Raw genomic sequence first — 24,262 nt, forward strand, 5'->3', positions numbered from 1 at the left:
CAGAATTATAATAGAATCTGCAAAAGCCAAGGGAACTGACCCTTGGCTTTTTCTATTAATTCATAACTGTTCAATACCCTCAAAGCTACTATCTGCTGAATAATTACAACAAATATTCATTATGGATTGCTGTCAATGAACATGGCATCCCCAAAGGAAAAAAATCTATATCTTTCCTTCACAGCCTCTTCATAAGCATGCATAATCTTTTCCTTACCAGCCAGCGCGGAAACAAGCATCATAAGAGTTGATTCTGGAAGATGGAAGTTGGTGATCAGGCTGTCGATCATCTTAAAATGATAGCCTGGGTAAATAAAAATCTCTGTCCAGCCTGAACCGGCTTTTAAAACGCCATCTTCTCCGGTGGCTGATTCCAGGGTACGACAGCTGGTAGTCCCTACAGCGATCACACGGCCGCCGTTTTTCTTAGTATCATTGATCAGCTTTGCTTGATCTTCTTCTACCACGTAATACTCAGAATGCATATGATGCTGCTCCACATCATCTACTTTGACAGGCCGGAAAGTGCCAAGCCCTACATGCAATGTCACATGGGCGATCTGCACACCTTTTTCTTTTACCTTTTCCAGAAGTTCCTTTGTAAAGTGGAGCCCTGCAGTAGGTGCAGCAGCAGATCCCTCATGCTTTGCATAAACCGTCTGATAACGATTTTTGTCCTGTAATTTGTGTGTGATATAGGGAGGCAGAGGCATCTCTCCCAACTGATCCAGGATTTCCTCAAAAATGCCGTTATATTCGAAATGGATCAGGCGGTTCCCATCTTCGATCACATCTACGATCTCACCCTTTAATAAGCCATCACCAAAACTGATCCTGGTTCCCTTTCGTGCCTTTTTTCCAGGCTTTACAAGACATTCCCACACATCGTTTTCATTTCTTTTTAAAAGAAGTATCTCAATCAATGCTCCGGTTTCTTCTTTATGTCCATACAATCTGGCCGGGATCACCTTTGTATCATTGATCACAAGACAGTCTCCAGGGTTCAGATATTCCAGGATATCCGTAAAATGACGATGTTCAATACTTCCATCCTTGATGGACAAATGCATCAATCTGGATGCACTTCGGTCTGTCAGAGGATCCTGGGCAATCAGCTCCTGGGGCAGATCATAATAAAAATCTGATGTTTTCATAATTCCTCCTCTTTTTCCGGTTCACAGGTCATGTCCGCATAGGCAGCTGCCTGTTGGGTTTCTTCCTTCCATTGCTTTTTCAGCTGCCTTACATAATTCCATTCTTTATTGGTAAGATCAGCCTTTTTCAAAAGATCCGGCCGACTTTTGGCAGTACGAATCACAGACTGTTCCCTGCGCCATTTCTCAATATTAGCATGATGCCCGGACATCAGCACCTGAGGTACGGCTTTTCCATGCCATATTTCCGGTCTGGAATACTGGGGATATTCTAGAAGGTTCCCAGCAAAAGACTCTGTCTCACCAGATTCTTTGTTGCTTAATACCCCGGGCACCATCCTGGAAATAGAATCCATCATAACCATAGAAGGCAGTTCACCACCTGTCAGCACATAATCTCCAATGGACACGTAGTCTGTAACGATCTCCTCAAGAACACGTTCATCAATACCTTCATAATGACCGCACAAAAAAACCAGATCCTCTTCTTTTGCCATCTCTCTGGCCATTTCCTGATTAAACACCCTGCCTTGGGGAGTAAGATAAACAACTCTTGGCCTTTTCCCGATACGCTGTACCACTGACTCATAGGCAAGATAAACCGGTTCAGCCTGCATCAGCATTCCTGCGCCGCCGCCGTACGGATAATCATCCACTTTCTGGTGCTTATTATAGGCAAAATCCCGGATGTTCACAGCTTCTATGGACAAATAACCGGCTGCAATTGCCCGGCCTGTAATGCTGGTATTCATCCCGTTCCGAATCATCTCCGGAAATAGGGTCAGTACATGAAAATTCATTTATACCAGTCCTTTCATCAGATGTACAGTCATAATATTTTTTTCAATGTCCACATCCAGAATACACTGGTGAATGGCAGGGAGAAGAAGTTCTTTGCCCTGTGCATCCTGAACCACATAAACATCATTAGCACCTGTTTCCATTACATCCTTCAGAATTCCCACAGAAGTCCCATCCTCTGTCACAATCTTCATTCCGATCAGATCTGCAATATAATACTCATCTTCTTCCAGATCCTGTGCTTCCTCTCTGGGGATCCACAACTCTTTGCCTTTATATTTCTCTATATCATTAATATTATCAATATTTTTAAATTTCAGGATCACAAGATTCTTGAAAAACTTTACATTCTGGATGTAAAGCTGTTTCTTCTCCCTGCCTGTATCCAAAAAAACATATTCAAGATCAGGAAAGCGTTCTGCATCCGTTGTAGGATATACCTTTACTTCTCCTCTCACACCATGTGTGGTAGTGATCACACCTACTTTTAATAAATCTTCCATCACCAAGCTCCTGTCTGTGTACTTATTAATAAAAATACGAATATTCCTCATGCATCTGACCGCATCCTTGCGGAACGTTTTTTCTAATAGGAACATTACAGAGTAATTTCCTATTACAAAAAAAGGCTGTTGCATCCATACTATTGCAACAGCCCCTGAAAACTATTTCATTGCAGAATATCTACAATCACTTTTTTGCTGCTTTTGGAAGAAGCCGCTTTTACTACAGTACGGATTGCCTTGGCGATCCTGCCCTGACGTCCGATGACCTTACCCATATCAGAAGGTCCCACTTTTAATTCGATGACGATCACATCATCTTTCTCTGTCTCAGTAACGACTACTTCATCCGGATTTTCAACAAGAGATTTTGCAATTACTTCAACTAATCCTTTCATCACATACCTCCCTGTCTCGTCCTTTTGGGGACGTCACAGAAATACCCTCTCCGGTATTTCTTATTTTTCGATTCCGGCTGCTTTGAAAAGCTTAGCAACAACTTCTGTTGGCTGAGCACCTACAGAAAGCCATTTTTTAGCTGCTTCCTCATCAATTTTGAATACACTTGGATCAAGGTTAGGATCGTAGGTACCAATCTCCTCGATACATCTTCCATCACGTTTGCTGCGGGAATCTGCAACAATGATTCTATAGAAAGGTGCTTTCTTCTGTCCCATTCTTCTTAATCTGATCTTAACTGCCATTTTTGTTTTCCTCCATTTTTTGATTATGTGTTGTTTTTGATTATTTATTGTAAATAATTTATGTTAAAAAGGAAGCTTGAAGCCACCTCTTTTACCACCTTTTTTGCCACCCATCATACCGGGCATCTGCTTCATCATCTTCTTGCTCTGTTCAAATTGCTTCACAAGACGGTTGACTTCGGAAATATCCACGCCAGCCCCTTTGGCAATACGATTCTTACGGGATACATTCAGGATTCCCGGATTGCTCCGTTCCTGAATCGTCATGGAAAGTATAATGGACTTGGTCCTGTTCATCGCACTTTCATCGATCATCCCTTCAATGTCTTTCATCTTGGCGCCCATACCGGGAAGCATGTTCAGGATACTTCCGATCCCGCCCATCTTATTCATCTGATCCAGGCTGGTAAGATAGTCATTAAAGTCAAAATCCATTTTCTTAAGCTTCTTGGACATCTCCTGTGCCTGCTCCTGATCTACAGAGGCTTCCACCTTCTCGATCAGACTCATCACATCACCCATACCTAAGATCCTGGATGCCATCCTGTCCGGATAAAACTGTTCCAGATCTGTAAGCTTCTCACCCATACCAACGTAAAGGATAGGCTTGCCGGTAACTGCCTTAATGGAAAGGGCTGCACCACCTCGGGTATCTCCATCCATCTTGGTAAGGATCACACCGTCAATCCCCACCTTATCAGTAAAGGTCTTGGCTACATTTACTGCATCCTGCCCTGTCATGGCATCCACAACAAGAACAGTAGCATCTACCTGTACATTCTCCTTAATATCTGCAAGCTCCTGCATCATATTCTCATCAATATGAAGACGTCCTGCAGTATCAATGATCACAACATTCTGCTGATGTTCCTTTGCATGACCGATGGCAGCTTTGGCAATGTCTACAGGCTTCTGTTTGTCTCCCATGGAAAAAACTTCTACGCCCTGCTTCTCACCATTTACCTGAAGCTGTGTAATAGCTGCCGGCCGGTATACATCACAGGCAACCAAAAGCGGACGCTTGCCTTTTGCCTTCAGCTTACCTGCAAGCTTGGCCGCTGTAGTGGTCTTACCAGCTCCCTGAAGACCTGCCATCATGATCACTGTCATATCATTGCCTGACTTAATAGGAAGCTCTGTAGTCTCACTGCCCATCAGGCTTACAAGCTCGTCATTTACGATCTTGATCACCATCTGTCCCGGATTCAGACCATTCATTACATCCTGTCCTACTGCACGCTCCTGCACAGACTTGGTAAACTGCTTGACCACCTTGAAATTGACATCTGCTTCAAGAAGAGCCATCTTAACTTCTTTCAAAGCGATCTTAACATCTTCTTCTGTCAGCCTGCCTTTACTTCTCAGCTTTTTGAATACATTCTGTAATTTTTCTGTCAAGCTTTCAAATGCCATGTATTATAACTCCTCTAATATCACATTGGAAATCGCTGCAATCTCTTCAATCCCGGATTCTTCAGCAATCTGATGGATCCGCTTTACCTGCTTTCGTATATTCAGAAACTTGTCAACTAAATGAAGCTTCTCTTCATACTCCTCCAGTGCCTTATCGCATCTCCGGATCATATCGTGTACTCCCTGTCTGGAAATTCCCAGATCCTGTGCTACTTCACTTAAGGAATAATCCTCCAGGACAACATTCGTATACACCTGCTGCTGCCTACTGGTAAGAAGTTCACCATAAAAATCATACAAAAGTGTACGCTCTACAAACTTTTCCATTCGTAATCACCTTGTGTATCTTACCGTATTTGCATCCGGATGTCAAGTGTTTTTTCTTTACGAACTTTTGTTCGTGTCTTTTCGTCTACGTTCATCTATTGATAAAATGGTTCAAAAAACCGGCATATTAATTTGTACTGGGTAGTTATTTCTGCATGTTCCATTTTGTTCTGCCCCATGCTATACTAAATATGTTGTCTAGCCGATACCCGGCAACGGGAGGAGGTGAAATCTCTATGGAAAACATTGCTATTTCTTTTCTTATCTCCTGTCTGGCGAGCATAGCCGCCTATTATGTTTGCAAATGGTTAGATGGTGATAAGTGAGACAACACTAGCCTAGTAGTTTCTTGTCTACTATAAATAAGCAAGAAGAAGCCCCCAGTATTCGCAGTACTGAGGGCTTCACTCTTTTTGTCTCCATGGACTTGCTATTTCTTTTCGCCTATGGCAATTATAGCATATGCAAATTTTGAAATCAATATACCATCTTGCTTGAAATCCAAAAATTTTCTCATTTGTCACAAGATTGTCACAGATTAATCTTTTCAACTGCTAGAACCCTTGTATTTACTGGATTTTTGAGCGAATAATGTCAAGTGTTTTTTCTTGACAGATATATAATTCTGCCTGTTAAAGGCTGGCGCGGATCACTTTTGGTCTGCAGCCAGCTGTTTCCAGTGCTTTTACGATCTGGTTCTTATGATCTGTGCCAAATGCCTCCAGCGTGATCTTCAGTTCAACAGCCGCATTACGGTTGGTGCTTACAAACTGATTATGCTCAAGCTTGATAACATTTCCCTGATTCTCTGCAATAATGCTTGCTACACGTACCAATTCACCTGGTTTATCCGGAATCAGCACAGATACAGTAAAGATACGATCTCTCTGGATCAGCCCATGCTGAACAACAGAAGACATAGTGATCACATCCATATTGCCACCGCTTAAAATAGAAACCACTTTCTTGTTCTTGAAATCAAGATGGCGAAGGGCTGCTACCGTAAGAAGTCCGGAGTTTTCTACAACCATCTTGTGATTTTCAACCATATCCAGGAAAGCAACGATCAGTTCATCATCCTCAATGGTGATGATCCCGTCCAGATTCTTCTGGATATAAGGGAAGATTTTGGAACCAGGCGTCTGAACAGCAGTACCATCTGCAATAGTATTTACATGAGGAAGGGTAACCACTTCCCCTTTCTCAAGAGATGCTTTCATGCAAGCTGCACCGGCCGGCTCTACACCAATCACTTTGATATGGGGATTCAGAAGCCTTGCAAGTGTGGAAACTCCTGTAGCAAGTCCGCCGCCTCCAATAGGCACAAGAATGTAATCTACCAGCGGAAGTTCCTGTACGATCTCCATAGCAATGGTTCCCTGACCTGTAGCTACTGCCGGATCATCAAAGGGATGGATAAAAGTATATCCTTCTTTTTCTGCCAGTTCCAGTGCAAATGCACAGGCTTCATCATATACATCCCCATGAAGGATCACCTTTGCCCCATAGCTTTTGGTACGCTCTACCTTGATCAGGGGTGTGGTGGTTGGCATGACGATGACTGCTTTTACCCCATATTTATGTGCTGCATAGGCAACACCCTGAGCATGGTTTCCTGCAGAAGCAGTGATCAGCCCTTTGCTTCTCTCTTCTTCCGTCAGTGTACTGATCTTATAATAAGCACCACGCACCTTATATGCTCCTGTACGCTGCATATTTTCAGGTTTAAAATAAACCTTATTTCCAGTCATTTCTGAAAAATAACTGCTTTTGATCAGCTTTGTCTCCTGTGTCACCTGTTTCACGATCTCTGATGCCTGTTCAAAACTGTCCAGTGTCAACATTGTGCTTCCTCCTCGTCTGCCGTCAGCAGAATTTTAATTTAGTATCATCGTTGGAGGCTTTTGCCCCCAACATCATTTTGTAGCAAATCGTAACTATGCCCATAAAGAACAGTTACATTAGTTTTTTAAGTAAATTTAGTTTTTACAGGTAAGTTTGGTTTTAATAAGTAGGCTTAGTTTTTATAAGTAGGCTTATTTTTTATAAGTAAGTTTGTTTTTTATCCAGAAAGTATATTTTGGCTTTACTTTGTAATACTTGTTTTTTCCTTTGATCTTAAGACTGTAAGCAGATTTTTTATTTACATGGATCCTTACAGAATCAGATGTTTTGCATTTGTAAAAGCTACAACTGTCGATCACCAGGCTTACTTTACCGGATTTCAGGTTTTCACTATAAATATTGTGTGCCTTATTATTCTTAAAAATACACTTCTTGATCACCGCACGGGTGTTACTATCATTTACAAGAAGCCCTGTTGCTGCATTGGCACGGAATTTACAATTTGTAAATGTTCCTTTAGAACCGCCAACAAGGATAACCCCATCATGTTTGTCTTTCAGTCCGTTTTTGTAAATATCGCAATTAGTCATTGTAACATTGCACACAAGTGCTGTACCAAGACCATGACGTCCATTATTGTAAAGCTTACAATTTGTAACAAATGCTGTACCATTCTTTACGGAAATACCACATTCACGGTTGCCATTCAGCTGAGAATCTGAAATATTGAAAACAGACTTCTCATATACGCCTACTCCATGTCCCAGCCCTTGCTTTGGATATCCGGAACCATTATTCAGGATCTTGCAGTCTTTGGCTGTAACCTGACATTGACCAGACAGTCCCATACCAATGCTGGTACTCTTGGAAATGGTTACATTTTCCAGGTATGCGGTCGTTGCACGTAATTTAATACCATTCAATCCTGATTCCACATTCATATTAAGAAGACGGATATCAGATCCGCTGTTGCCTGAAATAACAGTAGAACCCGCCCTTCCTCTCCAGGTACCGCCATCTATCACTGCACCGGAAGCCCCGGTCAGGTTGATCAGCTTGCTGCCTGTACCTGTTACAACCGTCTGCTCATCAGCAGCCAGCACCATCCTGGATGCAAGTTTTACCGTACCGTGAACTGTATAAGATCCTGCTGGAAAATATAGCAGTTTTTTACCACTGTTTTTTCTTGCTGCACGTAAAGCAGATGAAATAGCAGCATCACAGGCCTGTGCTCCTGTTGGGTCTGCCCCGTATTCGGTCACATTATAAACGGTATAATCTCCATAAGCTTCAGATACTGCCGCATGTGTTATCTGAGGATATCCAGCCAGAATCAGTACTGCAAGCAGCAGAAAACAGATATTTCTCCATGTTTTTTTCATATTCTACCTCCTTACACGATCACGTGTTTATTCATTATCTTCTCCGTTGCTCAGGGCTCTTTCATCAACATTGAACAATGCATTAACAAATTCGTTGGCATCAAATTTCTGCAGATCATCAATACTCTCACCTACACCGATATATTTGACCGGAATATCCAGTTCAGACTGGATTGCCACTGCAATACCACCTTTGGCTGTACCGTCAAGCTTGGTAAGGATGATCCCGTTTACATTGGCAACTTCAGCAAACTGTCTGGCCTGTACAAGAGCATTCTGTCCTGTGGTGCCATCCAATACAACCAGAGTCTCCAAATATGCTTCCGGATATTCTTTCTCAAGAATCCGGTAAATCTTCCGAAGCTCTTCCATCAGATTCTTCTTATTGTGAAGACGTCCTGCTGTGTCACAGATCAGCACGTCAGCATTTCTTGCTTTTGCTGCAGCCACTGCATCATATACTACTGAAGCAGGATCTGCTCCTGACTGGCCACCGATAATATCCACACCTGCACGATTGGCCCACTGGGTCAGCTGTTCTCCCGCTGCTGCACGGAAGGTATCTGCTGCTGCAAGGATCACTCTCTTCCCCTGATCCTTTAATTTACCTGCCAGCTTACCTACAGATGTAGTCTTGCCCACACCATTTACACCGATCACCAGGATCACTGACTTACGATTCTCAAATTCATAGTCTGTGCTGTCCACATACATCTGTTCTTTAATACTGTCGATGAGAAGTTCCTTGCACTCCATAGGATCCTTGATATGCTTCTCTTCTACCTGAGTTTTCAGATTTTCAAGAATAGCTGTAGTGGCATTGATCCCAATATCTCCCATGATCAGGATCTCCTCCAGCTCCTCGTAAAAATCATCATCAATACTGGAATATCCGCTGAAAAGGGAGTCAAACCCTTTCACAATGTTGTCACGGGTCTTGGTAAGACCACTTACAAGCCTTTTAAAAAAGCCTTTTTTCTCCTCTGCCATATCCCATTCCCTCCTTACTGCGTTAGCTGGTTCTCCACAAGGTCAACAGACACAAGAGTGGATACTCCTTTTTCCTGCATGGTGATACCGTACAGTCTGTCTGCTGCATTCATGGTTCCCCTTCTATGTGTTATTATAATAAACTGTGTGTTCTTCGTCAACTTCTGCAAATACCCGGCAAACCTTCCTACATTGGAATCATCCAGGGCTGCCTCGATCTCATCAAGAAGACAGAACGGTGAAGGCTTCAGATTCTGGATTGCAAATAAAAGGGCAATTGCAGTCAATGCCTTCTCACCACCGGACAGCTGCATCATATTCTGCAGCTTCTTGCCTGGTGGCTGGGAAATAATCTTAATGCCAGCTTCCAGGATATCCACATCTTCTTCCAATTCCAGAGTACCCTTGCCTCCCCCAAACAATTCCTTGAAGGCTTTGTCAAACTCTCTCTGGATATCTCTGAATTTTTCGGAAAACTGCTGACGCATGCCTTCATCCAATTCCCGGATAATATTTTCAAGCTGAGCCTCTGCTTTTTTCAGATCCTCATACTGGCCGGAAAGGAATGCATGACGTTCCTGAAGATTTTTATAATCCTCAATAGCATTTACGTTTACAGAACCAAGCTTTCTGATCTCATCCTTTAACTGTGTGATCTGCTTCTTCATTTCCTTCAGGTCTGTATATTCTTCCTTTCGATATTGAAGAGCATTGTTAGGTGTGATCTCATACTCCTCCCACATATAGGAAATCTGAGCCTCCCGGCTTTCCTCCAGCTTTTCCATCTGGCTTTTCAGGCGGAAGCATTCTTTATCTAGCAAGGAAATCTGGCCGGACAAATGATCCCTTTTTTCAAAAAAGGCTTTATGGCTGGTGTTTTTCAGATCCTTTTCTTTCTGCCAATTCTCCAGCTGCTGTCTGTCTGCCTCTTCCTGGCCGCCAAATCCGGACACTGCTTCTTTCAGCTCTTCCACAGATCTGCGCTTATTTTCCATCTCCTGATTTCCCTGCTTCAGGGTTTCCAAAATAGTCTGTTTTTCCTGCACAAGTCCTTGGATCTCAGAAATAAGACGGGAAAGATTCTCAGATGCAAAGCTTTCTTTCTGCTGGGTGGTAGATGCTTCCAGACGAAGATCTTCCAGCTTTCTTTGTACTGAACTTTCTTCATTTTTCCATTCTTCCAGTTCCTTCTGCCTTGTCTCGATATAGGTTTCCAGTTCTTTCTCATCTTGTCTGGAAGCCTTTAATTCTTCATCGATCTTGTCATGATCCTGCTTGATCTCACTGATCTGTCTGCGGATCTGCTCCTGATCCAGACGGATTCTTTCATATCCATCACGGATCTCCTGCTCTTTATCATTTAGCTGTACCAGATTCATTTTTGCAGTATTCTGTGCTACGTATTTGCTGCGCAGCTGTTCCTGCAGCTGTGAAATCTGCTCACGGAGCTGATTGCGGTTATGCCTGTTCTCTTCCATAGAAGCAGCCAGACGGCTTACCTCTTCCTTTTGGGCAGCCACCTTTCCTTCCAGTTCCTCGATCTCCCTGCGCCTTCCCAGAAGATTGCTGTTATTCTTAAACGCACCACCTGTCATGGACCCGCCCGGACTTAAGGATTCTCCCTCAATAGTTACCATACGCAGGCTGTGGTGATACTTTTTTGCAATGGCAATTGCATGGTCAATCTGATCCACTACCAGGACTCTGCCAAGAAGGTACCTGGTAAGCCCTGTATATTCTTTCTCTGTGGTAACCAGATCAGAAGCCAGGCCTATCACACCCGCCTCCTTTAATGCATCTTTCTGACTGAACTCCCCTCTTGTATTAATGCTGTTCAAAGGGAGAAATGTGGCACGACCGAAACGGTTCTTCTTCAGGTATTCGATCATCCTTTTTGCAGTCTGCTCATTGTCAGTAACAATATTCTGGATACTTCCTCCAAGGGCTGTCTCAATGGCGATCTCATACTCTTTGTTAACCTGGATCAGATCTGCTACCACACCACGGATGCCGGATACCCGGTCTTTCTGCTCCATGACCCTGCGGATACTGTTGCCATATCCGTCATAGCGTTCTGTAATATTTCGCAAGGATTCCAGCCTGGATGCTTCCCTGTGGTAGGCGGTCTGACTGATTTCCAGCTGTGTGGTCTGTTTTTTCAGATCTTCACTAAGGCTATGTACCTGCTGGTCCATCTGTCTGGACTTCTGATCGATCTGATGGATCTCTTCTGTGATCTGGTCATACTCTGACTGGGCTTTTGCCCGAATGGTCTTCTGCTGGGCTTCCTCACTTTTCAGGTGAAGAATGTGTTGATTTACTTCTGCCTTACGAATCCCCACCTGCTCCATCAAAGTATCAAATCTCTGAGCCTTTCCTTTTGTGGTAGCTCTGGAATTCAAGATCTCTATGATCTCGTTCTTGCCGTCTTCTACTGCACTTTCACACTGGGAGATCTGTTCCTGCACCGTATGCAGTCTGTCTTCCTGGTCTGTCAGCCGTTTCTGAGCTTCTTTTACAATGGTATGAAGAGATCCCTTCTCTTCTTCTACTTCAGATCTGGCCTGCTGTCTCTGCTTCAGATCCTCTTCCACAATTTCCAGACGGTTCTTAAAATGTGTATCACTTTGCAAGCCTGCCTGGATCTGCTCGTTTAAAACATTGATCTGGCCTTCCAACTGCTGCTTTTGCAACGCATTTTGCTGGGTCTTTTCCCTCAGCTCATCCATCTGCCGGTTCAGTTCTTCCAGTTCCTGCTCCAGACGGTCATACTCTACCTTTGTCTGCTGGTATTCTCTGTTGGTATCTTCAAGCTGTGCAGATGCTGTTTCATTCTTCTCTCTTAACACCAACAGATCCTTTTCTGTCTGCCGGCTTTCCAAAAGAAACATATTTACATCCAGTTCCCTTAAGCTGTCCCTTTTCGCTAAATAGATCCTTGCCGTTTCAGACTGACGTTCCAAAGGTCCAAGCTGCTTGGTAAGCTCGCTTAAGATATCGGTTACACGAACCAGATTCTGTTGTTCATCCTCCAGCTTTTTGATGGTGGTATTTTTCCTGCGTTTATACTTGACGATTCCTGCTGCCTCGTCAAACAGTTCTCTTCGATCCTCTGGCTTTCCGCTTAAGATCTTGTCGATCTGTCCCTGTCCGATAATGGAATAGCCTTCCTTTCCGATACCGGTATCATAAAACATCTCATTAATGTCTTTCAACCTGCATGCACTACCGTTGATCAGATATTCACTTTCACCGGAGCGGTACAAACGCCTTGTAACTGTTACCTCATTAAACTCCACTGGCAGCTTATGGTCACTGTTATCCAGCGTAATGGCAACGGAGGCAAAGCTTAATGGCTTTCTTGTCTCTGTTCCTGAGAAAATAACATCCTGCATATTGCCGCCTCGAAGCTGCTTGGCACTCTGTTCTCCAAGAACCCAGCGTACTGCATCACCAACATTGCTTTTTCCGCTGCCGTTAGGCCCTACAATACCAGTAATGCCATTGTGAAATTCAAAATTGATCTTCTGTGCAAATGATTTAAATCCCTGCACTTCAATATTTTTTAAGTACATATTTTACCTATGGCCCTTTATTTTCTCAGTTTTCGGATTGCCTCATAAGCAGCTGCCTGCTCTGCAGCTTTCTTGGTGTGCCCGGTGCCCTGTCCCATTACCTGGTCATTCACCAGCACTTCCACTGTAAAGCTTTTGTTGTGATCCGGTCCTGATTCTCCCACAAGGCGGTATTCTACTCCATGACTCAGATTCTCCTGGACAATTTCCTGCAGGATGGTCTTGCTATCATAAAAGAGCTGCTTATGCTCCAGGTCATTCAGTATAAAATCCAATACAAACTCCTTTGCATTAGCAAAACCACCGTCCAGATAAATAGCCCCAAGAAGAGCCTCTGTTGCATCTGAGACAATAGAATCCCTGTTCCGTCCTCCTGTAAGTTCCTCTCCTCTGCCAAGGAGCAGATACTTAGGCAACTCAAAATCCCTTGCACAAAATGCAAGGCTTGGCTCACATACCAGGCTTGCACGTTTCTTTGTTAATTCTCCTTCCGGAAGCTTTGGATATTTTTCAAAAAGAAAATGACTGCTGATCAGTTCCAGCACTGCATCTCCTAAGAATTCCAGCCGTTCATTACAGCCTCCTTTTCCAAGCTTTTTTTCATTTGCATAAGAGCTATGGGTCAAGGCTTTCACAAGAAGGGTTTTATCTTTAAAGCTGTACCCGATCCTGCTCTCCAATTCCGTTAAATTCGTCTCCATATTATCTCCTTATTATAACAAATCATCCTATTGCAAACATTACTGAGTAATTTCCTGCTACACACAAGAAAGGGCTGCCGTTCCAGGCTGTCCCCAAAACCGGCAATCCCTTCTCAAGAATGCCTCGGCATTCTTGCTGCGAGGTGCGCGTCATGCAATTGCATGACATACTTCTCCTGCGCACCTCTGCAATCCTGCCGGAGGCTATAACAGCTGGGGGATTGACTCCCACCACTGATACCAGCTTGTTGCTCACCACCTATAGAGGTGGGAGTCATCTCCCAGCTGTTATCCTTACTCTTTAGATGTGTCAGCCATCTCCAGAATATGTTCCCCGATCTTTTCATTGATCCGCTGCTGTTTAAACTGAACACACTGGAAAATCCCGTTTTTGATCTCTATGGATCTGGCACTTCCATGACATTTTACCACAAGCCCTTTAAGGCCAAGAAGCGGTGCTCCGCCATGCTCTGTCACATCAAAGGATTTCAGGGTCTTCTTAAGTGCAGGCTTGATCAGAAGTGCCCCCAGCTTGCTGCGGAAACTGGACATCAGGCCGCCTTTGATCTTCTTCATCAGTGTGCCTGCAAGCCCTTCATAAAGCTTCAGGATCACATTGCCTACAAAGGCTTCGCATACCACTACATCTGCATATCCGGAAGGAATATCCCTTGCTTCAATGCTTCCGATAAAATTAATACCAGGGCATGCCTTCAAAAGGGGAAATGTCTCTTTTACAAGTGCATTTCCCTTTTCTTCCTCTGCACCAATATTCACGATGGCTACTTTGGGATTCTTGATCCCCACTACATTCTCCATGTAAATAGATCCCATTTTGGCAAACTGTACCAGATGGGAAGATCTGGCATCAACTGTAGCACCGCAGTCGATCAGAAGGGAAACTCCCTTCTCTGTAGGAATCAGAGGTGCCAAAGGCGGCCGCTCTACTCCTTTAAGTCTGCCTACAAGAACCTGACCTCCAACAAGAATGGCACCTGTACTTCCACAAGATACAAATGCATCTGCCTCCTGGCGCTTTACCATCTTAAGTCCTACTACAAGTGAAGAATCCTTTTTCTTCTGGATGGCCATAACCGGCGGTTCAGCTGTCTGGATCACCTCTGTGGCTGGTACCACCTGGATCCTGTCCTTAGGATAATCAGGATATTTCGCAAGCTGGGCATGCACTTCATCCTCAGGACCTGTCAGGATCACCTGGATATCTTTTCTTTCCGTAACCGCTTCTACGGCTGCCTTTACAGGCTCCTGAGGTGCATAATCGCCTCCCATTGCATCTACAACTACTTTTACCAATTCTGACATTTATAATTACCTCCTGAAAAAAGCGAAACTGCTTTCTGGATTTAGTATTCCCTGTGGCCAACTGTCCTAACATACGCTTACAGTTACTCCGTATCTTACTATACTAAAAACAAGGCGCAAAAGTCAATAGCATTCCTCTATATGCTCCGGTGGCATCCTGTTATCCGCCAATCTCACACATAGCCCTTAGTTCTTCCTTTTCTTTCCTTTCGTCCTTTTGCTCTTCCAGGAAATGATGGCACATAGGTTTTTCTTTTACTGCCTTAAGGATCATCTGTTTCAGCGTTTCTTCTGATGCCCCTTTTTGCAGGTAAGGCATAAGATCACAGCCTGCCTGATACTGAAGACAGGTTTTCAGATATCCGTCACTGGTCAGCCGGATCCGGTTGCACTGACTGCAAAATTTATGGCTTACTGCACTGATGAAGCCAATTTTTCCTTTAAATCCCTGTGCCTGATAATAATGGGCAGGACCATTTCCCAGACTGCCTTCATAAGGAATCAGCTGAGTATGAAGCTTCTTTTCCAGAAGCATCAGAATCTGATCCTCTGTGCAGCAGGTAAAATCCTTCCCATATCCGATAGGCATCATTTCAATAAAACGTACATGCAGGTCCTGATCTTTGGCAAGTAAAGCCAGATCTGCCAGATCCTGATGATTTTTTCCATAAACAGGCACACAGTTCAGCTTTGTTACAAGCTCCGGATAAGATAAGGCTGCTTTTAGACTGTCCATAACAGGAAGGAGCCTGTCCCTGCCGCTGATCTGTTGATAATGTACGGAATTCAGGGAATCAATACTGATATTGACTCCTGTAATCCCTGCCTTTACCAACTGGGGAAGATACTTTTTCAATAAAATCCCGTTCGTTGTAAGAGTAACGCTGCGTATCCCAGGAATCTGCCTTATTTCTTTAATAAGTGCGGGGACCTGAGGCCGCAAAAGAGGTTCACCGCCTGTGATCTTGACTCTGGAAACTCCAAGCTGCGCAAAACACCTGCACAGCATAAGGATCTGATCATCGTTGAGCATCTGTTTGGGCACTTTTTGTATACAGCCTTCTGGCATACAATAAATACACCGAAGATTGCACTGATCTGTTACAGAAATCCTGATATAGTCAATGGTTCTGCCATAACTGTCCTGCATACGGCTTCCTCCTTTCTTTTTTTCCTTGAAACACCTGATGATTTTTAGTATAATTTTTCCGGGAGCAGAAAGGTGCTGGTGTGTCTCCTGGTCTTCAAAACCAGTGTGGGGCATGGATTGTCCCGGGTGGGTTCGATTCCCACATGTTCCCGCCAGTAAATCATATCTATTTTACAGCTTTTCAGTTATCCAATGCTGCGTGCCAGGATTCTTTTCTTTCCATTCCAGCTGGTAAAATGCTCTTTGTCGTAGCTTTCCAAAAGAGTAATGGCACACTTTCTTGAAATACCAAGTATGTCCCTGAACATTCCTGTAGGGATCTCACCATGTTGCCTAAAAAGAAAAGCAGCACATTCTTTTCCTTTCTTATAATAGGCTTTTGCCATATAATTTCCCTCTCCAAACCTGCATAAATCTCCCTGCTGTATCATTTTGAAAAAAGCCCGGGAAAATCCCGGTTCTTTCCCAAGCTGTTTTTTGACCTCACAGGTTTTAGGTGGAAAGAAACCCGCCTGCTGATACAAAGTGCAGATCTTTTTCATGGTTTCACCGGATTCCTCTGGCTTTTGGCATACCTTTTCCCGTCTAACCTTATCGCAAAGCTGTATTACTACACCGCCTCCAATGGTTTCTGAAGGAGAATATTTCCGAAGGATCAGATGATCTCCAGGCTTTATATAAAGTTCTTTTTCCAAACGAAGCTGTGCCTGGCATTCTTCTCCTGGAAAAATCTGTTCCTTACCTTCCAGAAGTATCCTGCCCTGAAATGTACCACAGCCCCAGCATACCTGTATACGACTGTTATTTTTTACAGGTTCTTTTAAGCTTTTTACGATCTGAAACTGTATATTTATTCTCCCTGCAGGCTTTTGACTGCCAGGCTGTGCCAGTACCATGCCTCTGGAAATCTGCTTTTTTTCTATTCCCGGCAGATTCACTGCCACCCTGGTGCCAGCCTGTACCCATTCAGCCTGTTTTCCAAAGATCTCCAGCCTGCGGATCTTAACTTCTTTCCCTTTTGGATACAGGATTCCTTTTGCACCTGCACAGATCCTTCCCTGAACCAGGGTACCTGTAATTACAGTTCCAAACCCTGGCACTGTAAAAGCACGGTCAATAGGCAGAAAATAAGGCAGAGAAAGGTCTTTTGGCGGCAGCATTTTGGCAAGCTGTGACAGCTCCTTTCGTATGGTCTTGATCCCTTCACCAGTAAGTATGCTGGTTTCTATGACAGGTGCCTGTTCAAGGAAAGTCCCTTTTACAAGGGTTTCTATATCCTGTCTCACCTTCTGCTTTTGCGTTGCATCAGCCAGATCACATCTGGTAAGGGCGATCAATCCTTTTTTGATCCCCAGAAGTGACAGGATCTGCAAATGCTCTACTGTCTGAGGCATGATCCCCTCATCAGCTGCCACCACAAATAAGATGATCTCCATTCCCCACACACCAGCCAGCATATTTTTGATAAAGTGCTCATGCCCCGGTACATCGATGATCCCGCCACGGATCTCTTGTCCCAGATCAACAGGGGCAAATCCAAGATCAACCGTCAGGCCTCTTTGCTTTTCTTCCAGAAGCCGGTCTGTATCCACCCCTGTCAACGCTTTTACCAAACAGGTTTTCCCATGATCCACATGTCCTGCTGTCCCAATGGTAACGTACTGCATCCACTCACCTCCTTGTGAGGAAGGACGTTTCTTTAGCTTTCTTAAATATCAAGAACTTTTTTGATTATTTGTGTCAATTCCTTCATTTCTCCCGGAAATATGGTCCGCATATCCAGAACCACCTGGTCTTTCTCAATTTTCCCGATTACCGGAGGCTCACTGTGGCGCAGCCTTTCTTCTATCTCCATCACAGAATACCTGGATGAACGGATAGACAGGCCTTTTCCTGGCAGATCCTTTCCCGGCATACTGCCTCCACCTGTTGTTCCTAGAGTGTCGATTATCTGAAGCTGCACATGATCTCCTGCTTCATATTCCAGGCTTTTTAATAAAGCATCTGCCATCTGTTCCATCTGTTCCAGGCTCCGGCTGGTCATTTCCAATACCGGGATCTTTTGTTTTTCAGATTCCTTGTACAGCCTTACTGTTTCATCCAGCACAGCTGCCGTGAATTTATCGATCCTGAGCGCACGCATCAGAGGATGCTTTTTTATCCTGTGGATCAGTTCTCTTTTTCCTGCAAGTATCCCTGCCTGCGGCCCGCCCAGCAGCTTGTCTCCACTGAAGGACACCAGGTCTGCCCCCTGAGCCAGAACTGACCTGACTGTCTCTTTTGGGTCCGTTCCGGGAATATAGCCCAGATCTCCGCTGCCCAGATCCACCAGCAGATACAGCTGACGCTTATGTGCTTCCTCTGCCAGTTCTTTTACAGAAGGTGTACAAGTAAAACCTGTGATCTGGTAATTACTGGTATGCACCTTCAGGAATGCAGCCGTGTTCTCTGTAACTGCGCCGGTATAATCTTCAAGGTAAGTTCGGTTTGTAGTGCCTACCTCAACAAGGATTCCTCCGCTTTGCTCCATAACCTCAGGGATCCTGAATTTCCCTCCGATTTCCACCAGTTCCCCTCTTGAAACACAAACCTGACGTTCAAAAGCCAATACAGTAAGCATAAGAAACACTGCAGCTGCATTATTATTGACCACTGCTACTGCCTCAGCGCCTGTAAGACTCTCCAGATCCTGTTGAAAGGAAGCCAGCCTGCTTCCCCTTTTTCCTGTTTCCAGATCCAGTTCCAGATTGGTATACCCGGTCATCAGCCGTGCCACATGCTCTGCTGTCTCCTCTCCAAAAGGTGCACGTCCCAGATTGGTGTGCAGGATCACCCCTGTGCCATTGATCACATGGGTCAGATGCCTGCGCTTCTGCTTCTTTAGTATGGCACGGATCTCTTTAAAAATATCTCCCGGGTCTTTTCCAGGATCCTGCCGTATCTGGTCTGCAGCAATCCTTGCAGCCTGCAGGGTTTCCTGATATCCGTAAGCCCGGGCAAGCTGCCTGCCTGTTTCCTGAGCCATCAGCTGATCCATTTTAGGGATCTGCCGCATCCTTTTTGGATCATCCATTTTCTTTTTCCTCTTCAATCCGCTGGGCCAGATCATTTAAGTAAACCCATCTGTCCATTTTTTCCTCCAGAAGCGCTTCTGCATCTCCTTTTTCTTTCATCAGCTCCTGAAGTTTTAAGGAATTGGTGGCATTTTTAAGAATCTCCTGATCCAGATTTTCAATCTTCTCTTCCAGGCTGCTGATCACATCATCAATCGTCTCAAATTCCTTTTGTTCTTTAAAAGAAAATTTCAGCTTCTCCGGCCGGTTCTTTTTCCATTCCTTTGCAGCCTTCTTTTTATCTTCTGCAGATTTCTCCAAAGATGCCAAAGAAGCATGCACTGCTTTTTCCTGCTTTGCCTTTACATAGTCTGTATATCCGCCTTCGTATTGTACCAGATGGCCATCCCCCTCAAATGCAAAAATCCGATCCACTACATTGTCCAGAAAATATCGGTCATGGGACACTGTGATCACAATCCCGTTAAAAGAAGACAGATAATCCTCTAATATAGTTAATGTAGGGATGTCCAGGTCATTTCCCGGCTCATCCAAAAGCAGCACATTTGGTGCTTCCATAAGGACTTTCAGCAGATATAAACGCCTTTTCTCACCACCGGACAGTTTCTGGATGGGAGTATACTGCATGGCGGAGTCAAAAAGGAAGCGTTCCAGCATCATAGAGGCTGTGATCTTTCCATCCCTGGTAGGAATATACTCTGCCACATCACGGATATAATCGATCACACGCTGGTTGTTGTCCATATCCGGTACTTCCTGGGCAAAATATCCGATCCGGATCGTTTCACCTACCTCTACTTCTCCCTGGTCCGGCTGTACCACACCTGCGATCATACGGATCAATGTGGATTTTCCGCAGCCGTTTGGACCAATGATCCCCAGTCTCTGCCCTCTCAGTACAATATAATCAAAATCATTTACCAGCATCTTATCCTGATATTTCTTTGTAAGATGATGAAGAAGTATGGTTTTTTTCCCCATTCGTGTTTCTACGGAATCCATTTCTACCGTCTGCTCTGCCAAAGGTGTGGTTCCGTTTTTCAGGGCTTCCAAACGTTCCAGACGTGCTCTTTGTTTGGTGCTCCTGGCTCTGCATCCCCGCTTTGCCCATTCCAGTTCCATTCTAAGCACACTGCGGCGTTTCCGGTCGCTGGCAAGCTCCATTTCCTCTCTTTGGGCTTTCAGTTCCAGGAATCTGGAATAGTTTGCCTCATAAGAATACAAGCTCCCGTGACTGATCTCCAGGATCCTGTTGGACACCCGATCAAGGAAATAACGGTCATGAGTGACCATGATCAGCACCCCTTTAAAACGGATCAGATAATCCTCCAGCCATGAAACCATTTCTCCGTCCAGATGGTTGGTAGGCTCGTCCAGAATCAGGATATCCGAAGGATTCACCAGTATCCTGGCAAGTGCAGCCCGCTTTTTCTGGCCTCCGGACAGATGGGAAATCTTAGCCTGATGATCTGTAAGCCCTAGCTTATTCAGCACATTTCCGGCCTCACTTTCCGTGCCCCACTCTTTATGCCATCTTCCATCTGCCACATAATCAAGAACGGTACTGTCTGCAGGAAACTGAGGATTCTGCGGAAGGTATGCCATGCGGACACCATTTTGCATGATCACCTGGCCTTCATCGCCTTCTTCCAGCCCTGCCAGGATCCTTAGAAGAGTGCTTTTCCCTGTACCGTTGATACCGATGATCCCAATCTTCTCACCTTCCTGTATACCGCAGGATATATCGTCAAAAATCACCTTTTCGCCATAAACCTTGCTGATATGTTCTATATTTAATATATTCATCCTAAAAACTCCTTGTTATCATAGCCTGGGGCTTTTGACCCATATTCCATCCTATCACAAACCGCTTATTATTTCCACTTCTTTAATAACTAGCCATCTCCTTAAACAAGAATGCCTCGGCATTCTTGCTGCGAGGTGCGCGTCATGCAATTGCATAACATACTTCTCCTGCGCACCTCTGCAATCCTGCCGGAGGCTATATCAGCTGGGGATTGACTCCCAGCTGATATAGAAAAACATTGAAATCCCCCTGCCCTTGCATATATACTGGAAATACAGGAGGTATTAAATCATGAACATACTTACAACCCGCTGGACGAACCAGGCCGCACTTGGCAAAACACTGCAGGAATACCCAAGGCCTATGATGGTACGAAACGAATGGGTCTGCCTGAACGGCATCTGGGATTATATCATAACAGACACACGAATCACACCTGCTGACTTTGAAGACCCGGATTCCTTTCCATTTCAGGGCCAGATCCGAGTTCCCTTTTCACCGGAGGCACCTCTTTCCGGCGTGATGCGCCAGCTAAAGCCTGATGAAACCCTGTGGTATTCCCTGACAGTTCTTCTTCCCTGGGATACCATAAATGAAACCACAGACTGTCTGCTTTTGCATTTTGGCGCAGTGGATCAGATTTGTACGGTCTACGTAAACGGTCATCATGCCGGATATCATAAAGGCGGATATCTGCCCTTCACCCTGGATATCACAAAGGCCGCTGCACGTTCCCAAAAGCTCCATCTTCTTGTATCAGTGCGGGATTTCAGTGACACATCCTATCACAGCCGCGGAAAACAAAAACTGACTCCAGGCGGCATGTTCTACACTGCCCAAAGCGGGATCTGGCAGACTGTATGGCTGGAAAAAGTTGCTGCAGACCACATTAAAAGCCTGAAACTGACTCCCAATCTGGATCATCAAAGCCTTTCCCTTAAAGTACAGGTCAGCAGTTCTGACTGCAGGCAGGAAGCCTTGTGCCAGATTTATGCTCCCTGTCTTCTTACAGAGCAGGGGGTCACTGAAAAAGCATGTCAGGAGCTTCTCTTTGAAGGCTCTATTATTCCTGGCAAAACAGCCTGCATCCCTGTAAAGGATCCGATCCCCTGGACTTCTGATTCTCCCCTTCTTTATCCGGTACGGATCAGCTTTGGTCAGGATCAGATCTACACTTATTTTGCCATGCGCAAGCTGGATATTCAGCTAGATAAAAAAGGCATTCCCCGTTTCTGTCTGAATGATCATCCCGTTTTCCAGACTGGAGTGCTGGACCAGGGATACTGGCCGGACGGGCTTTACACAGCTCCCTCTGACCAGGCCTTGATCTACGATATCCAGACTATGAAGGAGCTGGGCTTTAACATGCTCCGCAAGCACGGAAAAATCGAAGCCGATCGCTGGTATTTCCATTGTGACCGTATGGGCATGCTGGTATGGCAGGATATGGTAAATGGCGGCAGCACTTATCAATCCTGGTTTGTTACATACCTGGCAACTCTTATGAATTATCTTCGCATTCCTGTAAAAGATCACTGCCGTTTTCTTTTTTCCAGAAAAAGCTATGAAGGCAGACAGGAGTTTATCCAGGAAACCAGACAGACCATCCAGGCACTTTACAACCATCCTTCCATTGTATGCTGGGTTCCCTTTAATGAAGGCTGGGGACAATTTTCCACGAAGAAAATCAGTGATATGATCCGGAAGCTGGATTCTTCCAGACTGGTAGATCCTGCCAGCGGCTGGTTTGACCAGAACTGTGGAGATATAAAAAGCATCCATTACTATTTCTTTGGCCTGCCTCTTCCCAGAAAAGAAAACCGGGTAATGGCTCTGTCTGAGTTCGGCGGCTATTCCTTCAGGATTTCCGGACACAGTGCCTATAATAAAATCTATGGCTATAAAAAATTCAACAGTCAAAAGGCCCTTACCAGTGGGATAAAAGCACTTTTCCTTAACACTCTTCTTCCTGCTGTTCCCAAAGGCATTTCCGCATCTGTCTACACCCAATTATCAGATGTGGAAGAAGAAGTAAATGGTATCCTTACCTATGACCGTGAAATGATAAAACCTGTTCCCCATACCATACAGAGCCTGAACCACCGGTTAAAAAGCCAAATCCAGGATCAGGCATTCTGACCAGCTTCAGGATAACTTTTGGGAAATCTTTTTAAATAATAGATAACAAACAATGTAGCAGTAATACTCCAGGAAATAGGATAGCTGAGCATAATGGTGTCGATTCCAGGATATCTGGGCACCATAGTAAACAACCAAAGGAGTCTGAGCGTACATACACCTCCACAGGTAAGTACCATAGGGATCAGCACCTTTCCAGCACCCCTAAGTGCACCGGACAGGATGCTGATCACTACAAATATGGAATAGGCAGGAAGCATACGGAAGATCATATGTACTCCGATCTGAAGCACCTTCTGATCAGAAGTAAACAGTCCGAAAAGTTCTTTTCCAAAAAGAATGATCGTACCGCTGATGGCTACTGAGGAGAACAAGGCCATGATCATGCAGATACGCACACTCTTTTTCATTCTTGTAAATTTTCCGGCCCCGTAATTTTGTCCCACAAATGTTGTTATGGATATGCCGAAAGCATTCAGCACCATCCAGAAAAAGGCGTCGATCTTGCTTAAGGTTCCCCAGGCAGCCACAGTATCTGTACCCAGCTTATTAACATATACCTGGATGATCAAATTTGACACATTATACATGGTAGATTCAAGAGCTGCCGGTATTCCGATCCTGAGAATTGCTTTCAGATAACGGCTGTGAAAGCGAATCCTGGATGGAATCAACCGGTAGCTTTCTTTCGTTTTCAGCAGCATTACTATCACAATAACCGCACTGATCGCCTGAGAGATCACTGTTGCAGCAGCCACACCAAGAACGCCCAGACCAAATCCGATCACAAGAAGAAGATCCAGGATAATATTTACAGTGCATGTAATGATCAGTACATACAAAGGACGTTTGGAATCTCCTACTGCACGGAGAATCCCTGCTCCCATATTATATAGAAGGTTAAAAAGCATGCCTATAAAATAAATATGCAGATATAATACAGAATCTTCCAGCACATCTGCCGGTGTATCCATGATCTGCAGCATCCATCTGGAGCCGGCATAGCCAATCACTCCCAGCACAATGCTTCCAATGATAGAAAATGCGAATGCGGTGTGAAGAGTTTTCTCCAGGCTGTCATCATCCTTAGCCCCGTAAAACTGTGCAAGGATCACAGACGCACCAGAAGACAGGCCTACAAACAGACCGACTGCCAGGTTCACGATCACAGTGGTGGAACCGCCTACTGCAGCCAGTGCCTGTTTTCCTACAAAGCGGCCCACCACAATGGTATCTGCCGTATTATAGATCTGCTGAAAAAATGTACCGAAAACAATTGGAAAGAAAAATAAAAGCAGCTGTTTCCAGATCACTCCTTCTGTGATCTGATTCACTGCGGTTTTTGCCTCTTTTTTCATATTTACCCCCTTTTAC

19 protein-coding genes and 1 tRNA gene are annotated in these 24,262 nt (G+C 44.6%); 2 read left to right on the forward strand and 18 right to left on the reverse strand.

Annotation, left to right across the window (positions count from 1 at the left end):
• Positions 1-119: 119 nt before the first annotated feature.
• The 14 genes from queA to moaA all read right to left on the reverse strand — a co-directional run bounded on the left by queA (position 120) and on the right by moaA (position 15,868).
• Positions 120-1,154, reverse strand: a complete 1,035-nt coding sequence (queA, locus tag AB5916_RS02610; RefSeq protein WP_368189131.1) for a tRNA preQ1(34) S-adenosylmethionine ribosyltransferase-isomerase QueA — start codon at positions 1,152-1,154, stop codon at positions 120-122.
• Entirely contained in the window at positions 1,151-1,954 is an 804-nt protein-coding gene (trmD, locus tag AB5916_RS02615) for a tRNA (guanosine(37)-N1)-methyltransferase TrmD (RefSeq protein WP_368189132.1), read from the reverse strand. The genes queA and trmD overlap by 4 nt, the downstream gene beginning before the upstream one ends.
• The gene (gene rimM, locus AB5916_RS02620; protein WP_368189133.1) at positions 1,955-2,458 is read right to left on the reverse strand and encodes a ribosome maturation factor RimM; all 504 of its coding nucleotides are present in this window, start codon (positions 2,456-2,458) and stop codon (positions 1,955-1,957) included.
• Between the two features lie 167 nt (positions 2,459-2,625).
• Positions 2,626-2,856 (reverse strand): KH domain-containing protein, encoded by a 231-nt coding sequence (locus tag AB5916_RS02625; RefSeq protein WP_158420486.1) that lies wholly within the window; start codon positions 2,854-2,856, stop codon positions 2,626-2,628.
• A gap of 60 nt (positions 2,857-2,916) precedes the next feature.
• Positions 2,917-3,162: a 30S ribosomal protein S16 gene (gene rpsP, locus AB5916_RS02630; RefSeq protein WP_158420487.1), complete on the reverse strand. Its 246-nt coding sequence runs from the start codon at positions 3,160-3,162 to the stop codon at positions 2,917-2,919.
• A 63-nt stretch (positions 3,163-3,225) separates the two neighbouring features.
• Positions 3,226-4,575, reverse strand: a complete 1,350-nt coding sequence (gene ffh, locus AB5916_RS02635; protein WP_368189134.1) for a signal recognition particle protein — start codon at positions 4,573-4,575, stop codon at positions 3,226-3,228.
• Between the two features lie 3 nt (positions 4,576-4,578).
• A complete protein-coding gene (ylxM, locus tag AB5916_RS02640; protein ID WP_158420491.1) occupies positions 4,579-4,902 on the reverse strand; it encodes a YlxM family DNA-binding protein in 324 nt (107 codons plus the stop codon).
• A 632-nt stretch (positions 4,903-5,534) separates the two neighbouring features.
• Complete coding sequence (ilvA, locus tag AB5916_RS02645; RefSeq protein WP_368189135.1) at positions 5,535-6,746, reverse strand: threonine ammonia-lyase; 1,212 nt, start codon at positions 6,744-6,746, stop codon at positions 5,535-5,537.
• A gap of 192 nt (positions 6,747-6,938) precedes the next feature.
• Positions 6,939-8,129 (reverse strand): right-handed parallel beta-helix repeat-containing protein, encoded by a 1,191-nt coding sequence (locus AB5916_RS02650; protein WP_368189137.1) that lies wholly within the window; start codon positions 8,127-8,129, stop codon positions 6,939-6,941.
• 27 nt (positions 8,130-8,156) lie between these two features.
• The gene (gene ftsY, locus AB5916_RS02655; RefSeq protein WP_368189138.1) at positions 8,157-9,119 is read right to left on the reverse strand and encodes a signal recognition particle-docking protein FtsY; all 963 of its coding nucleotides are present in this window, start codon (positions 9,117-9,119) and stop codon (positions 8,157-8,159) included.
• 14 nt (positions 9,120-9,133) lie between these two features.
• Positions 9,134-12,694 (reverse strand): chromosome segregation protein SMC, encoded by a 3,561-nt coding sequence (smc, locus tag AB5916_RS02660; protein WP_368189139.1) that lies wholly within the window; start codon positions 12,692-12,694, stop codon positions 9,134-9,136.
• Between the two features lie 17 nt (positions 12,695-12,711).
• On the reverse strand, positions 12,712-13,395 hold the full coding sequence (gene rnc / locus AB5916_RS02665) for a ribonuclease III (protein ID WP_158420501.1): 684 nt from the start codon (positions 13,393-13,395) through the stop codon (positions 12,712-12,714).
• A gap of 294 nt (positions 13,396-13,689) precedes the next feature.
• Positions 13,690-14,718 carry a phosphate acyltransferase PlsX gene (plsX, locus tag AB5916_RS02670; RefSeq protein ID WP_158420505.1) on the reverse strand — a complete coding sequence of 343 codons (1,029 nt, stop codon included), beginning with the start codon at positions 14,716-14,718 and terminating at the stop codon, positions 13,690-13,692.
• A gap of 160 nt (positions 14,719-14,878) precedes the next feature.
• Positions 14,879-15,868 carry a GTP 3',8-cyclase MoaA gene (moaA, locus tag AB5916_RS02675; RefSeq protein ID WP_368189140.1) on the reverse strand — a complete coding sequence of 330 codons (990 nt, stop codon included), beginning with the start codon at positions 15,866-15,868 and terminating at the stop codon, positions 14,879-14,881.
• Between the two features lie 60 nt (positions 15,869-15,928).
• On the opposite strand from moaA, the gene AB5916_RS02680 reads away from it, so the two are divergent.
• Positions 15,929-16,023: transfer RNA gene (locus tag AB5916_RS02680), tRNA-Sec, on the forward strand.
• Positions 16,024-16,053: 30 nt separating this feature from the next.
• Here AB5916_RS02680 and selB read toward each other — a convergent pair.
• The 3 genes from selB to AB5916_RS02695 are packed head-to-tail and all read right to left on the reverse strand — an operon-like array spanning position 16,054 to position 20,748.
• Positions 16,054-17,535, reverse strand: a complete 1,482-nt coding sequence (gene selB / locus AB5916_RS02685) for a selenocysteine-specific translation elongation factor (protein ID WP_368189142.1) — start codon at positions 17,533-17,535, stop codon at positions 16,054-16,056.
• Between the two features lie 41 nt (positions 17,536-17,576).
• On the reverse strand, positions 17,577-18,941 hold the full coding sequence (selA, locus tag AB5916_RS02690; RefSeq protein ID WP_368189143.1) for an L-seryl-tRNA(Sec) selenium transferase: 1,365 nt from the start codon (positions 18,939-18,941) through the stop codon (positions 17,577-17,579).
• Positions 18,934-20,748: an ABC-F family ATP-binding cassette domain-containing protein gene (locus AB5916_RS02695; protein ID WP_368189144.1), complete on the reverse strand. Its 1,815-nt coding sequence runs from the start codon at positions 20,746-20,748 to the stop codon at positions 18,934-18,936. The genes selA and AB5916_RS02695 overlap by 8 nt, the downstream gene beginning before the upstream one ends.
• Positions 20,749-21,040: 292 nt before the next feature.
• Between AB5916_RS02695 and AB5916_RS02700 the strand changes: the two genes are divergently transcribed.
• A complete protein-coding gene (locus AB5916_RS02700) occupies positions 21,041-22,888 on the forward strand; it encodes a glycoside hydrolase family 2 protein (RefSeq protein ID WP_368189145.1) in 1,848 nt (615 codons plus the stop codon).
• Here the strand turns inward: AB5916_RS02700 and AB5916_RS02705 are convergent.
• Positions 22,876-24,246 carry an MATE family efflux transporter gene (locus AB5916_RS02705; RefSeq protein WP_368189146.1) on the reverse strand — a complete coding sequence of 457 codons (1,371 nt, stop codon included), beginning with the start codon at positions 24,244-24,246 and terminating at the stop codon, positions 22,876-22,878. The two genes, AB5916_RS02700 and AB5916_RS02705, sit on opposite strands and share 13 nt — an antisense overlap.
• Positions 24,247-24,262: the final 16 nt, after the last annotated feature.

Source organism: Blautia sp. 1033sp1_1033st1_G9_1033SCRN_220408 (genome assembly GCF_040929965.1).
Taxonomy (GTDB): domain Bacteria; phylum Bacillota; class Clostridia; order Lachnospirales; family Lachnospiraceae; genus Blautia_A; species Blautia_A ammoniilytica.

Coding starts and splice junctions, on each gene's coding strand:
- queA (WP_368189131.1), bottom strand. CDS start 1,154: ATGAAAACATCAGATTTTTATTATGATCTGCCCCAGGAGCTGATTGCC.
- trmD (WP_368189132.1), bottom strand. CDS start 1,954: ATGAATTTTCATGTACTGACCCTATTTCCGGAGATGATTCGGAACGGG.
- rimM (WP_368189133.1), bottom strand. CDS start 2,458: ATGGAAGATTTATTAAAAGTAGGTGTGATCACTACCACACATGGTGTG.
- AB5916_RS02625 (WP_158420486.1), bottom strand. CDS start 2,856: ATGAAAGGATTAGTTGAAGTAATTGCAAAATCTCTTGTTGAAAATCCG.
- rpsP (WP_158420487.1), bottom strand. CDS start 3,162: ATGGCAGTTAAGATCAGATTAAGAAGAATGGGACAGAAGAAAGCACCT.
- ffh (WP_368189134.1), bottom strand. CDS start 4,575: ATGGCATTTGAAAGCTTGACAGAAAAATTACAGAATGTATTCAAAAAG.
- ylxM (WP_158420491.1), bottom strand. CDS start 4,902: ATGGAAAAGTTTGTAGAGCGTACACTTTTGTATGATTTTTATGGTGAA.
- ilvA (WP_368189135.1), bottom strand. CDS start 6,746: ATGTTGACACTGGACAGTTTTGAACAGGCATCAGAGATCGTGAAACAG.
- AB5916_RS02650 (WP_368189137.1), bottom strand. CDS start 8,129: ATGAAAAAAACATGGAGAAATATCTGTTTTCTGCTGCTTGCAGTACTG.
- ftsY (WP_368189138.1), bottom strand. CDS start 9,119: ATGGCAGAGGAGAAAAAAGGCTTTTTTAAAAGGCTTGTAAGTGGTCTT.
- smc (WP_368189139.1), bottom strand. CDS start 12,694: ATGTACTTAAAAAATATTGAAGTGCAGGGATTTAAATCATTTGCACAG.
- rnc (WP_158420501.1), bottom strand. CDS start 13,395: ATGGAGACGAATTTAACGGAATTGGAGAGCAGGATCGGGTACAGCTTT.
- plsX (WP_158420505.1), bottom strand. CDS start 14,718: ATGTCAGAATTGGTAAAAGTAGTTGTAGATGCAATGGGAGGCGATTAT.
- moaA (WP_368189140.1), bottom strand. CDS start 15,868: ATGCAGGACAGTTATGGCAGAACCATTGACTATATCAGGATTTCTGTA.
- selB (WP_368189142.1), bottom strand. CDS start 17,535: ATGCAGTACGTTACCATTGGGACAGCAGGACATGTGGATCATGGGAAA.
- selA (WP_368189143.1), bottom strand. CDS start 18,941: ATGGATGATCCAAAAAGGATGCGGCAGATCCCTAAAATGGATCAGCTG.
- AB5916_RS02695 (WP_368189144.1), bottom strand. CDS start 20,748: ATGAATATATTAAATATAGAACATATCAGCAAGGTTTATGGCGAAAAG.
- AB5916_RS02700 (WP_368189145.1), top strand. CDS start 21,041: ATGAACATACTTACAACCCGCTGGACGAACCAGGCCGCACTTGGCAAA.
- AB5916_RS02705 (WP_368189146.1), bottom strand. CDS start 24,246: ATGAAAAAAGAGGCAAAAACCGCAGTGAATCAGATCACAGAAGGAGTG.